Genomic DNA, 12,342 nt, shown 5'->3' on the forward strand with positions numbered 1-12,342 from the left:
CGCGGCGGCGGTGGCGCGACACTGGCCGGGTGAAGCCCGCATACCGTGTCCGCTCGGTCGTCAACGTCGTCAACCTCTCGACGCCGCTGGGCCTGCTGCTCGCGCTGACGGCGGCGCGCCCCTCCGGCGGCGGCCCCCGGCTGCGCGGTGCCGGGGACGGCCTGCTGGTGGCGGGCGGCTACCGGCCGCCGGTGCCGGTGGCGTCGGCGTTCACGGTCGGCAACGTGATCCTGGTCCGCGGCGACGCGTCCGGCCTGCCGTCCGACCCCCGGCTGCTGCGGCACGAGGCCCGGCACGCCACGCAGTACGCCTGGTGCCTCGGCATCGTCATGATCCCCCTCTATCTCGCGTGCGCGGGCGTGTCGATGGCGCTGTGCGGCGACTGGGCGTCCTTCAACCCCTTCGAGCGGCTCGCGGGGCTGGCGGACGGCGGCTACGAGCGGCGCCCGCTGCGCCCGTTCCTGCGGCCGTTCCTGCGGGGCCGCCGCTGACCTCCCGCCCGTCCGGTGTTCGGGCAGGTCCCGCGAGGGGGGATCATTGAAGGAGAACACTTCCGACCACGAGAGGGCGGGTGCGGGTGCCCCGGATCCTTGGCTGCGACGCCTTCCGCGTCGCGATGCCGCGCGGGCGGCGGCCGGAGAGCATTCTCGTGCGGCTCTCCGGCGGGGACGGCGCGGCGGGCTGGGGCGAGATGGCCGTCCCGACCGGGACGGCGAACCCCGGGCCCGGCTGGGCCGACATCGAGAAGCGGATGGCGCCGGCGCTGATCGGGCTGGACTGGGACCGCCCCGAGGACGTCTCGGCCGCCGCCGACCTCGGCGCGAACGAGGCCGCCGCGGCGATCGACGTCGCCTGCTGGGACCTGTGGTGCCGGGAGCGGGGCCTGCCGCTCGCGCACGCGCTCGGCGGGACGCGGACGTCCATCGTCACCGGCGCCCGGCTCGGCCCCGAGCCGATCCTGGACACGGTCGCGTCCCGCGCCAACCGGGCGGTGGGCGCGGGCCACACCCGGGTGACCCTGCCGATCCGGCCGGGCTGGGACGTCGAGCCCGTCCGGGCGCTGCGGGAGGCCTACCCGGCGCTGGCGCTCGTCGCGGACGCGGGCCACGCCTACACCGAGTCCTCCGAGCACATGGCGGTGCTGGAGGCGCTGGACGCCTACGGGCCGGTGGCGATCGAGCGGCCGTTCGCCGCCGACGACCTCGCGGCGCACGCCCGGCTCCAGCTGCGCCTCGGCGCGGCGGTCGCCCCGGCGGTCGGCGACCTGGAGACCCTGGACGCGGCGATCACGCTGGAGGCGGGCCGCGCGCTGCACCTGCGGCTGGACCGGCTCGGCGGCCTGACGGCGGCGCGCAGCGCCCACGACCTGGCGTACGCGGCGGGCTGGGACGTGTGGTGCAGCGGGTGCGGCGCGTTCGGCATCGGGCAGGCGGCGGCGGTGGCGCTGGCGGCGCTGCCGGGCTGCACGCTGCCGAGCGACGTGTCGGACCCGGCGGGCGGTCCGGTGTTCGTGACGCCGCCGGTCCGCTCGTCCGGCGGGGTCGTCGGGGTGCCGCTGACCCAGCCGGGCCTCGGACACGAGATCGACGAGGCGCGCATCGGGCGGCTGGCGACCCGCCGGATGCGGCTGCCCGCCTGATGCCCGCGGACGTCTGGATCGTGGCGGGCCCGCCCGGCGGCGGCAAGTCGACCGTGTGCGACCTGCTGCTGGCGCGGCTGCGCCCGGTCCCGGCGCTGCTCGACAAGGACACCCTGTTCGGCCCGTTCGTCGCGGCGACGCTGGCCGCGCACGGCCGCGACCCCGGTGAGCGCGAGGGCCCCTGGTACGACGAGCACGTCAAGCGGCACGAGTACGCCGGGCTCACCGCGGCGGCGCGGGAGATCCGCGGGCACGGCTGCCCGGTGCTGCTGAGCGCGCCGTTCACCGGGCAGATCCGCTCCCCCGCCCGCTGGGCGGAGTGGGTGGAGGCGCTCGGCGGCGCGCGGGTGCGGCTGCTGTGGATCCGCACGGACGCCGCCACGCTCCGGCACCGCCTGGAGCGGCGCGGCCTGCCCCGCGACGCGGGGAAGCTGGCCGGGTTCGACGCCTTCGTCGCGCGGATGCGGCCGGAGGAGCCGCCTCCCGTCCCGCACGCGGTCGTCGACAACCGGCTGGCGGCGCCGCGCCCGCTGGAGGCGCAGCTGGACGCGCTGCTCGCCTGACGGCCCGCGCGCGTCACGGCCCGCGCGCGTCACGGCCCGCTCGCGTCACGGCCCGCTCGCGTCACGGGCGGCGCGCGTCACGGGCCGCGTGGGTTACGGGCCGCGCGCGTCACGGCCCGGTGGGTTACGGGCCGGTGGTTCCGGAGCCGGCCGTGCCCCGCCGCGCCCGGGACGGACGGGCACGGCGGGGCACGGCGGGCGTCAACCGTTGATGTTGATGTTGACGTTCGTGTTGTGGTCGCCGCAGCAGTGGTGGCAGCCCCCGGCGATGGCCGCGGGCGCGGCGGCGGACGCCGTGGAGGCCGACGCGGCCGTGGAGAGGCCGAAGAAGCCGGCGAGCAGCGCGGCGACGGTCAGGACCAGGGCAGAGAGAAACTTCCGCATGATCATCCCTTTCGTTCGTTATGCGGCGGTCGCCCCGCGATGGTCCCCTTGCGGGCACTCTCTGTAACACCGTCATCGCCATAAGTAGGCAAAGGCGCGGCGGGTCAGTACGACTTGGGCAGCCCCAGCGAGTGCTGCGCGACGAAGTTGAGGATCATCTCCCGGCTCACCGGCGCGATCCGCATCAGCCGGACGACCCCGGCGAGCATCCCGACGCCGTACTCGGTGGTGAGGCCGTTGCCGCCGTGGGTCTGGATGGCCTGGTCGACGCAGTGGATCGCGGCCTCGGCCGTCGCGTACTTCGCCATGTTCGCGGCCTCGCCGGCGCCCATGTCGTCGCCCTCGTCGTACAGCCAGGCGGCCTTCTGCCCCATCAGCCGGGCCAGCTCCAGCTCGATCTTGGCGGCGGCGAGCGGGTGCGCGAGGCCCTGGTGCGCGCCGATCGGCGTCCTGAACACCTGCCGGTCCTTGGCGTAGGAGATCGCCTTGCCGAGCGCGAGGCGGCCGATCCCGGCGCCCATCGCCGCCGCCATGATCCGCTCGGGGTTGAGGCCGGCGAACAGCTGCAGCAGGCCGCCGTCCTCGTCGCCGACGAGCGCGTCGTAGGGCAGCCGGACGTCGTCGAGGTGGCAGATGAACTGCTTCTCCGGCGACACGATCTCCATGTCGATGGGAGTGAAGGTGAAGCCGTCGGTACGGGTCGGAACGATGAACAGCGACGGCCGCAGATTGCCCTTCTGGTCCTCGGTGCGGCTGACGAACAGCACCGCGTCGGCCTCGTCCACGCCGGAGATGAACGTCTTCTGCCCGTTCAGCACCCAGCCGTCGCCGTCGCGGCGGGCGGTGGTGGTGATGCGGTGCGCGTTGGACCCGGCGTCCGGCTCGGTGATCGCGAACGCCATCTTCACCGACCCGTCGGCGAACCTCGGCAGCCAGTGCTTCTTCTGCGCCTCGGTGCCGGACCGGGCGATGATCGTCGCGCAGATCGCCGGGGAGACGACCATCAGCAGCAGCGGGCAGCCCGCCGCGGCGAGCTCCTCGCAGACGGCGGCGAGGTCGCCGATGCCGCCGCCTCCGCCGCCGTACTCCTCCGGCACGTTGACGCCGAGGTACCCGAGCCGCCCGGCCTCGGCCCACAGCTCGTCGGTCTTCTCGCCCGCGCGCGCCTTCTCGACGTAGTACGACGAGCCGTACTTGGCGCCCAGCTCGGCGACCGCTGCGCGCAGCGCCTGCCGTTCCTCGGTCTCGACGAAGCTCATTCGGGGGTTCCTTCCACGGAGATGACGGCGAGGACGGCGCCGGACTCGACCTGCCGTCCGGCCTCGACGTTCAGTTCGGCGACGGTCCCGGCGGCGGGGGCGGCGATGCGGTGCTCCATCTTCATCGCCTCCAGGACGACGAGGGTCTGCCCCTCGGCGACGGCCGCGCCGGGCTCGGTCTCGACCCGCACGACCGTCCCGGGCATGGGGGCGAGCAGGGAGCCGGGCGCGACCTGCGCGCTCGGGTCGGTGAAGCGCGGCACGGCCCGCAGCGCGACGGCGCCGAGCCGGGAGTCGACGAACACCTCGTCTCCGGCGGCGGCGACCGTGAACGTCTCGCGCAGCCCGTCCCGGTCGAGGACGACGCGGTCCGGCCCGGCGCTCACCAGCGCCGTTCCCGGGCACAGCTCGCTGACCAGGCCGTCGCGGCCGAGGCGGTAGTCGACGTCGACCGTGCCGTGCGGGCCGTCGAACGACCGGCGCTGCGGCTGCGACCGGACGTTGCGCCACCCGGACGGCAGCCCGCCGAGCACCGCGGCGGACGCGCGCTCCCGCGCCGCGCCGGCGAGCGCGGCGGCCAGCGCGGACACCGCGACGGTCTCCTCGCCGGCGAGCGGCGCGGCCAGGGCGTCCAGTCCGATCCGGTCGAGGTAGCCGGTGTCGGTGTCCCCGGCCAAGAACGCCGGCTCCTCCAGGATGCGCACCAGCAGGTCGCGGTTGGTGGTCAGGCCGTGGACGCGGGCGCCGCGCAGCGCGGCCGCCAGGCGGCGCGCGGCGGCGGCGCGGGTCGGCGCCCAGGCGATGACCTTGGCGAGCATCGGGTCGTAGTGGACGCCGACCTCGCTGCCGCTCTCCACGCCGCTGTCGAGCCGCAGCCCGCCGGACGGCGGGACGGCGAACGCCGCGTCCACCCCGGGCACCTCGAAGGTGTGCAGGGTGCCGCTCGCGGGCCGCCAGTCGTGCGCGGGGTCCTCGGCGTACAGGCGCACCTCGATGGCGTGCCCGCGCGGCTCCACGCCGTCCTGCGGGAGGGCGCCGCCCTCGGCGCACTCGATCTGCATGCGGACGAGGTCGACCCCGTAGACGCACTCGGTGACCGGGTGCTCGACCTGGAGGCGGGTGTTGACCTCCAGGAAGTAGAAGCGGCCGTCCGGCGCGAGCATGAACTCGACGGTCCCGGCGCCGACGTACTCGATGGCGCGGGCGGCGTTCTCCGCGGCCGTGCACAGCGCGTCGCGCAGCGCGTCGTCGACGGCCGGCGACGGCGCCTCCTCGATGATCTTCTGGTGGCGGCGCTGGATGGAGCATTCGCGCTCGCCGAGGGCGACGACGGTGCCGTGCGCGTCCGCGATGATCTGCACCTCGATGTGGCGGGCGCTCTCCAGCAGCGGCTCGCAGAACACGGTCGGGTCGCCGAACGCCGACTCGGCCTCGCGGCGGGCGCCGGCGACGGCGTCCGGCAGCTCGTCCAGGGTCCGGACGATCCGCATGCCGCGCCCGCCGCCGCCCGCGGACGCCTTCACCAGCAGCGGCAGGTCGGCGGCGGTGACCTGCGCGGGGTCCAGTTCCGGCAGCACCGGCACCCCGGCCGCCGCCATCAGCTTCTTCGCCTCGATCTTCGAGCCCATCGCGGCGATCGCGGCGGGCGGCGGCCCGATCCAGGTCAGGCCCGCGTCGAGGACGGCCTGCGCGAACGCGGCGTTCTCCGACAGGAACCCGTAGCCGGGGTGGACGGCGTCGGCGCCCGCCCGGCGGGCCGCGTCCACCATCTTCGCGGCCGCGAGGTAGGTCTCGGCGGGCGACGCCCCGGGCAGCCGCACCGCCGCGTCCGCCTCGCGGACGTAGGGCGCGCCGGCGTCGGGGTCGGAGTGCACGGCGACGGTCCCGATGCCGAGGTCCCGGCAGGCCCGGAACACCCGGCGGGCGATCTCGCCGCGGTTGGCGACCAACACAGTCTTGATCATCTGCGACTCACATCCGGAAGACGCCGAAGCCGTCGGCTCCGCGCACGGGCGCGTTGTGGACAACGGACAGGCACAGGCCGAGGACGGTGCGGGTGTCGCGCGGGTCGATCACCCCGTCGTCGTAGAGCCGGCCGGACAGGAAGAACGGCAGCGACTCGGCCTCGATCTGCGTCTCGACGAGCTCGCGCATCGCGCGGTCCTGGTCCTCGTCGTAGGCCTGGCCGCGCGCCTCGGCGGCCTGCCGCGCCACGATCGACAGCACGCCCGCGAGCTGCTGCGGCCCCATCACCGCCGACTTCGCGCTCGGCCAGGTGAACAGGAACCGGGGGTCGTACGCCCGGCCGCACATGCCGTAGTTGCCGGCGCCGTACGACGCCCCCATCACGATGGTGATGTGCGGGACCCTGCTGTTCGCCACCGCGTTGATCATCAGGGCGCCGTGCTTGATGATCCCGGCCTGCTCGTACTCCTTGCCGACCATGTAGCCGGTGGTGTTGTGCAGGAACAGCAGCGGCGTGTCCGCCTGGTTCGCGAGCTGGATGAACTGCGCGGCCTTCTGCGCCTCCGCGCCGAACAGCACGCCCTGCGCGTTGGCGAGGACCCCGACCGGGTAGCCGTGGATCCGGGTCCAGCCGGTGACCAGGCTCGTCCCGTACAGCGGCTTGAACTCGTCGAACTCCGAGCCGTCCGCGATCCGGGCGATCACCTCGCGCGGATCGAACGGGATCTTCAGGTCCTCGGGGACGATCCCCGCCAGCTCCTCCGCGTCGTACCGCGGCTCCTCGACGGGGCCGGGCGCGGGGCCGAGCTTGCGGTGGTTGAGGTTCTTGACGATCTGCCGCCCGATGCGCAGCGCGTCCGCCTCGTCCGCGGCCATGTAGTCGGCGAGGCCGGACGTGCGGGCGTGCATCTCGGCGCCGCCGAGCTCCTCGTCGTCGGCCTCCTCGCCGGTCGCCATCTTCACCAGCGGCGGCCCGCCGAGGAACACCTTCGCGCGCTCCTTGACCATGACGACGTGGTCGCACATGCCCGGGATGTACGCGCCGCCGGCGGTGGAGTTGCCGAACACCAGCGCGATCGTCGGGATCCCGGCGGCCGACAGCCGGGTCAGGTCGCGGAACATCCGGCCGCCCGGGATGAAGATCTCCTTCTGCGTCGGCAGGTCCGCGCCGCCCGACTCGACCAGGTTGATCACGGGCAGCCGGTTCTCCAGCGCGATGTCGGACGCGCGGAAGCTCTTCTTCACCGTCCACGGGTTGCTGGCGCCGCCCCGCACCGTCGGGTCGTTCGCGACGATCATGCATTCGACGCCCTCGACGACGCCGATGCCGGTGACGACGCTCGCGCCGACCGGGAAGTCGCTGCCCCAGGCGGCGAGGGGGCTGAGCTCCAGGAACGGCGAGTCGGGGTCGAGCAGCAGCTCGATCCGCTCTCTGGCCAGCATCTTCCCGCGCTTGCGGTGCCGGGTGACGTACTTCTCGCCGCCTCCCTCCAGCGCCTTGGCGTGCTCGGCGTCCAGCGCCGCCAGCTTCTCCAGCATGGCCGCGCGCCGCTCCCGGTACTCCGGGCCGCCGGTGTCGAGCGTGCTCTTGAGGGTCAACGGACTCCCTCCGGGTTCTCGATGTTCTCCGCCGCCGGAGCCTCGGCCTTGGCTTCGGCCCCGGCTCCGGCCTCAGTCCTGGTCTCGGCCTGCGGGGCGAGCAGAGTTTCGGGCACGTCGGCGAGGCGGGACCGCAGCCACTCCCCCAGGGCCTTGCCCTGCGGGTCGAACCGGGTCGAGGCGGACACGCCTTCCTGCAGCAGGCCCTCGACGACGAAGTTGAGGGCCCGCAGGTTCGGCAGGACGTAGCGCCGGACGCGGTGGTCGCGGGTCTCGGGCATCAGCTCGTTCAGCCGCTCGACGGTGAGGAAGGGCTCCAGCCACCGCCACTGCGCGTCCGTGCGGGCCCAGACGCCGATGTTGGCGTCCCCGCCCTTGTCTCCGCTCCGCGCCCCCGCGACGCGTCCCAGCGGGACCCGCACCGTCCGCCCGGCGGGCGGGGGCGGGTTTTCCACAGAACGCGATTCGACTTCCCGGGCGCGCCCGGCGGGCTGGACACTGGAAGTGGGGTCGCCCCCCTGGGCGGGCGGGGGCCGCCTCCCATGCGCCTCGACTTCCGGCTCCTCCCCCATCCCGGCCCTCGGCTCCTCCGGCGTCCCGACGCCCGGCTCCGCGACGACCGGCGCGGCGGGGATCGGCACGCGCTTCCCGTCGGGCAGGACGGCGACGTGCTCGACCTCCCCGTTGGGCACGAACGCCGGCTTGTACACCCCGTACGGGCCGCCCTTCCCGGGCGGCGACGTCATCGTGAACCCGGGGTATCCGGCCAGCGCCAGCTCCACGACCGCCCCGCTGAACCGGCGCCCCACCTTCTCCGGGTCCGGGTCGAGGACGGCGCACCGCAGCAGCGAGGTCGCCGCCCCCTGCGAGGCCGGATCGGTCGCGGGGGCGCCGATGAGCGTCCACTCGACGCGGGCCGGCGGCGCGTCGCCGAACGCGGCCTCGAGCTGGGCCTTCGCGAACGCCGCCTTGGCCTCGATGCCGAGTCCGGTGAGGACGAACGTCATCTCGTTGCGGTGACCGCCGAGGTGGTTCAGGCACACCTTCGTCGTGGCGGGCGGCGGCGAGCCCTCGACCCCGCCGATCCGCACCCGGTCGGGGCCGTCCTCCGCCAGCTCGATCGTGTCGAAGCGCGTGGTCACGTCGGGGCCGGCGTAGGCCGGCACGCCGATCTCGTACAGCAGCTGCGCCGTGACGGTCTCGACGGTCACGGCACCGCCCGTCCCGGGATGCTTGGTGATCACGCTGGAGCCGTCGGCATGGATCTCCGCGAGCGGAAAGCCCAGTGGCTTTACATTGTAGATTTCTTCGAAGAAGGCATAGTTGCCGCCGGTCGCCTGCGCCCCGCACTCCAGGACGTGGCCGGCGGCCGTCGCCCCGGCCAGCGCGTCCCAGTCGTCGCGCGCCCACCCGAAATGCGCGGCCGCCGGCCCCACGACCAGCGACGCGTCCGTCACCCGTCCGGTGACCACCACGTCCGCGCCGGCCCGCAGGCACTCGGCGATGCCCCATGCGCCGAGATAGGCGTTGGCGGTGAGCGGGTCACCGTAGCGGGGATCGGCCAGCCCCAGCTCACCGGCGCGCGGCAGCAGGTCGTCGCCCTCGACGTGGGCGATCCGCACGTCGACGCCGAGCCGGCCGGCCAGCTCGCGCAGCCGCTCGGCGAGCCCGCGCGGGTTCAGCCCGCCGGCATTGGTGACGATCGTGACGCCGCACTCGGCGGCGAGCCCGAGGGACTCCTCCATCTGCCGCAGGAAGGTGGACGCGTACCCGGCCCCGGGGTCCTTCATCCGGCTCCGGCCCAGGATCAGCATCGTCAGCTCGGCCAGGTAGTCGCCGGTGAGGACGTCCAGGGGGCCGCCCTCCAGCATCTCCCGCACCGCACTGAAACGGTCGCCGTAGAAGCCCGAGGCGTTACCGATCCGCAAGGGTCGACTCATGGCCAGCACCCTGCCAGCCCGCCTTGAAAAAATCAATCGCGCTTGATTGTTTTCCGGCGGCAGGATTTGGTTGACTGGAGGGCCACCCGAGCCGAGGAAGAGATGACCACGCAGGCGATCCCCCGAGAACCGCAGCAGGACCGCAGCCGCGCGACCCGGCGGCGCCTCCTCGAGGCGGCCGTCGACTGCCTCGCGTCGATCGGCTGGGCCGGCACCACGGTCGCCACCGTCGCCGAACGCGCCGGGGTGTCGCGCGGCGCCGCCCAGCACCACTTCCGCACCCGCGAGGAGCTGGTCACCGCCGCGGTCGAGTACGGCTCGGAAGTGCGGATGGCGCAGATGCGCGAGCGCCTGGACGCGCTCGCCGACCGCCGGCCGTCCACCCTCGACGTCGTCACCCTGCTCGGCGAGATGTACACCTCGCCGCTGTTCCGCGCCGCGCTCCAGCTGTGGGTCGCCGCCAGCTCCGACGAGCAGCTCCGCGCGCAGGTCCTGCCGCTCGAGGCCCGCGTGGGGCGCGAGGCCCACCGCCTCACCGTCGAGGCCCTCGGCGCGGACGAGTCCGTGCCCGGCGTCCGGGAGACCGTGCAGGCCACTCTCGACCTCGTCCGCGGCCTCGGCCTCGCCGACCTGCTCACCGACGACTCGGCCCGCCGCGGCGGGCTCCTGCGCCAGTGGGCGGCGACCCTCGACATGGCCTTGTCCGGACGCTGAACCCCGCGCCCGGCCGTCGCGCACCGCGAAGTCGACGGCCCGCCTGCCCGCTGGAAGACTTGACCGGCGCACCGGACGCTCACCGAAAGGGCGGGAATGCTGCATCTGCTGAGGCTGGAGTACACGGAGTCGGAGGAGGCCGCCGGACCCCACGTCAAGGATCACGTGGCGTTCCTCGACCGGCATCACGCCGCCGGCACCTTCCTCGTCTCCGGGCAGACGGTCCCGTCCGAGCAGGGCGGCCTCATCATCGCGGCGGGCGTCGACCGCGCCGCCGCCGAGAAGATCGCGGGCGACGACCCGTTCGTGCGCGCCGGCGTCGGCCGCTACACCATCACCACGATCGTCCCCGGCCGCGCCCACCCCGCCCTCGCCGAGCTGCTGGCGCCGTTCGGTTCATGACCGGCGAGCCTCTCCAGGACTTCCGTCCCGGCGACGTCCTCCGGATCTCCTGCCCGTTCACCGACGCGACCGTCACCGCCGTCCACCCCTACACCATCGCCGTCCGCTGGCCCTGGTGGCAGGTGGACCCCGACAGCGACTTCTTCCACTGGAACGGCGACGTCGCGCTCCCCCGCGGCTCCTCCCTGGACGCGGAACACCAGTTCTTCGCGACGATCCCGGACGCCGACGCCCTCGCCGCCGGCGACCGCTGCAAGGTCGGGATACCGCCGATGATCGTCCACGTCATGTCCGTCGAGCACTTCGACCCGCCGCTGGAGACGGGGCGCCTCCCGCGCCCGCACCGGCACGTCGTCGTCCTCCACCACGGCGAATCCGAGGACCCTGACGCGGAGTACCAGGGATACGTCATCGACCCCGACGACGATCAGCCGATCGCCATGGACCTCGTCTTCCGCCCGTACGCGTTCCTGCGCCCCGACGACGAGTTGGCCGACGCCGCCGGACGCGCCTGGCGCTTCGTCGCCCCCTGGGACTGGCGCCCCTTCGACGGCGGCACCGGCACCCCCGCCTGGCCGCTGACCCTCCTCTACCGCGACGGCGCCGAACCGACGGCCGCGTCGACCAACGCCGTCGCCCAGGCGACCTCCACGGGCTCCCACGCGGAACAGCTCGCGCAATGGCAGCGCCTGACGGGCGCACATCCACCCGAACGCACTCAACCCACCTCTGGGTGAAGGACGCCGCGCCGGGCGTACTCATCTCGTGTGCGCATCCAGAGCATCGATGATCACAGGCCAGAGCTCGCGGGGGCGGTCATGCCCCATGTCGGGAATCAGCAGGAGCTCCGCGCCGGGCACGAGTTCAGCGGTGCGCCGGCCGCCGCTGGGATCGATGAGCGTGTCGTCCAGGCCGTGAATCACCAGGGTCGGCACCCGGAGCTCCCGGAGGGCATCGGCACGTGAGCCGCTCAGGATCATCGCTCCGAGCTGACGCCCGACGCCGGCGGGGTAGTAGGCCCGGTCATAGGAGGCAGCAGCCAGCTCCCGCAGTGCGGACGCGTCGCCATAGCGCTTGGAGGCCCACACCAGTTCCCGTTCCGCCGCCGCGACATATCCGTCCCGGTCCTGGGGCTTCGGAGCGAAGAGCACCGCCCTGGCCTCGGGGCTGGATCGACCGTACTCGTTCTCGCCCGTCGACGACATCATCGACGTCAGCGTCAGCACCCGTTCCGGCCTGGTGATGGCCATCGTCTGGGCGATCATTCCGCCCATCGAGGCTCCGACGACGTGGGCCCGCTCGACGCCGAGCGCGGTCAGGAGCCCGAAGCCGTCGTCGGCCATGTCCTTCAACCTGTAAGGGACCATCGCCACCGCGGAGGCGATGTCCCCCGAACTCACGGCACCGATGAAGCGCCGCATGTCGACCGGATGATCGTCGAACCTGGTCGACAGCCCGCAATCGCGGTTGTCGAACCGGATCACATAGCGGCCACGAGCTGCCAGCGCACGGCAGAAGTCCTCATGCCAGGCGATCATCTGAGCGCCGAATCCCATGACGAGCAGAACGGGGGCGTCAGCGGGATCGCCGAAGCTCTCGTAGGCGATGGACACCCCGGGCGACACGTCGGCGATCGGCATATCCGCAGCCTGCCAGGGCCGGCGGCTGGAGCGCATCTCAATATCCCGTGGCTCCGGGCCGATGCAGATGGAAATGCGAAAGGCCCCGCCGTGAACGGCGGGGCCTTCCTCACAAAATGTCCGGCGGTGTCCTACTCTCCCACACAGTCTCCCATGCAGTACCATCGGCGCTGAAGGGCTTAACTTCCGGGTTCGGAATGGGACCGGGTGTTTCCCCTCCGCCATAACCACCGAACG

General features: G+C 73.5%; 12 protein-coding genes and 1 rRNA gene. 6 read left to right on the plus strand and 7 right to left on the minus strand.

The window, feature by feature from the left end; genetic code table 11:
* Nucleotides 1–29 precede the first annotated feature (29 nt).
* From amrb99_RS08600 to amrb99_RS08610, 3 genes are all read left to right on the plus strand, one after another.
* A complete protein-coding gene (locus tag amrb99_RS08600) occupies nt 30–491 on the plus strand; it encodes a hypothetical protein (protein ID WP_190854396.1) in 462 nt (153 codons plus the stop codon).
* Nucleotides 492–577: 86 nt separating this feature from the next.
* A complete protein-coding gene (locus tag amrb99_RS08605) occupies nt 578–1,639 on the plus strand; it encodes an enolase C-terminal domain-like protein (protein WP_190854398.1) in 1,062 nt (353 codons plus the stop codon).
* Entirely contained in the window at nt 1,639–2,202 is a 564-nt protein-coding gene (locus tag amrb99_RS08610) for an AAA family ATPase (RefSeq protein WP_190854400.1), read from the plus strand. Before amrb99_RS08605 ends, amrb99_RS08610 begins: the two co-directional genes overlap by 1 nt.
* A gap of 201 nt (nt 2,203–2,403) precedes the next feature.
* Here the strand turns inward: amrb99_RS08610 and amrb99_RS08615 are convergent, their stop codons facing one another.
* The 5 genes from amrb99_RS08615 to amrb99_RS08635 form a co-directional block, all read right to left on the minus strand.
* On the minus strand, nt 2,404–2,586 hold the full coding sequence (locus amrb99_RS08615; protein ID WP_190854401.1) for a hypothetical protein: 183 nt from the start codon (nt 2,584–2,586) through the stop codon (nt 2,404–2,406).
* Nucleotides 2,587–2,690: 104 nt separating this feature from the next.
* On the minus strand, nt 2,691–3,845 hold the full coding sequence (locus amrb99_RS08620) for an acyl-CoA dehydrogenase (protein WP_190854403.1): 1,155 nt from the start codon (nt 3,843–3,845) through the stop codon (nt 2,691–2,693).
* Nucleotides 3,842–5,809 (minus strand): biotin carboxylase N-terminal domain-containing protein, encoded by a 1,968-nt coding sequence (locus tag amrb99_RS08625; protein WP_190854406.1) that lies wholly within the window; start codon nt 5,807–5,809, stop codon nt 3,842–3,844. Before amrb99_RS08625 ends, amrb99_RS08620 begins: the two co-directional genes overlap by 4 nt.
* A gap of 7 nt (nt 5,810–5,816) precedes the next feature.
* Nucleotides 5,817–7,349, minus strand: coding sequence for a carboxyl transferase domain-containing protein (locus amrb99_RS08630; RefSeq protein ID WP_241755390.1), 1,533 nt, complete (start codon nt 7,347–7,349; stop codon nt 5,817–5,819).
* Between the two features lie 56 nt (nt 7,350–7,405).
* Nucleotides 7,406–9,349: an acyclic terpene utilization AtuA family protein gene (locus amrb99_RS08635; RefSeq protein ID WP_190854410.1), complete on the minus strand. Its 1,944-nt coding sequence runs from the start codon at nt 9,347–9,349 to the stop codon at nt 7,406–7,408.
* Nucleotides 9,350–9,451: 102 nt separating this feature from the next.
* Between amrb99_RS08635 and amrb99_RS08640 the strand changes: the two genes are divergently transcribed.
* From amrb99_RS08640 to amrb99_RS08650, 3 genes are all read left to right on the plus strand, one after another.
* On the plus strand, nt 9,452–10,063 hold the full coding sequence (locus tag amrb99_RS08640; RefSeq protein ID WP_190854412.1) for a TetR/AcrR family transcriptional regulator: 612 nt from the start codon (nt 9,452–9,454) through the stop codon (nt 10,061–10,063).
* A gap of 96 nt (nt 10,064–10,159) precedes the next feature.
* On the plus strand, nt 10,160–10,465 hold the full coding sequence (locus tag amrb99_RS08645) for a YciI family protein (protein ID WP_190854414.1): 306 nt from the start codon (nt 10,160–10,162) through the stop codon (nt 10,463–10,465).
* Complete coding sequence (locus amrb99_RS08650) at nt 10,462–11,202, plus strand: hypothetical protein (RefSeq protein WP_190854416.1); 741 nt, start codon at nt 10,462–10,464, stop codon at nt 11,200–11,202. Before amrb99_RS08645 ends, amrb99_RS08650 begins: the two co-directional genes overlap by 4 nt.
* Nucleotides 11,203–11,223: 21 nt before the next feature.
* On the opposite strand, the gene amrb99_RS08655 is transcribed toward amrb99_RS08650, so the two are convergent.
* Nucleotides 11,224–12,105: an alpha/beta hydrolase gene (locus amrb99_RS08655; protein ID WP_190854418.1), complete on the minus strand. Its 882-nt coding sequence runs from the start codon at nt 12,103–12,105 to the stop codon at nt 11,224–11,226.
* Nucleotides 12,106–12,223: 118 nt separating this feature from the next.
* Nucleotides 12,224–12,340: ribosomal RNA gene (rrf, locus tag amrb99_RS08660) — 5S ribosomal RNA — on the minus strand.
* Between the last annotated feature and the right edge of the window lie 2 nt (nt 12,341–12,342).

The sequence above is a fragment of the Actinomadura sp. RB99 genome (genome assembly GCF_014706005.1).
Lineage (GTDB): Bacteria > Actinomycetota > Actinomycetes > Streptosporangiales > Streptosporangiaceae > Spirillospora.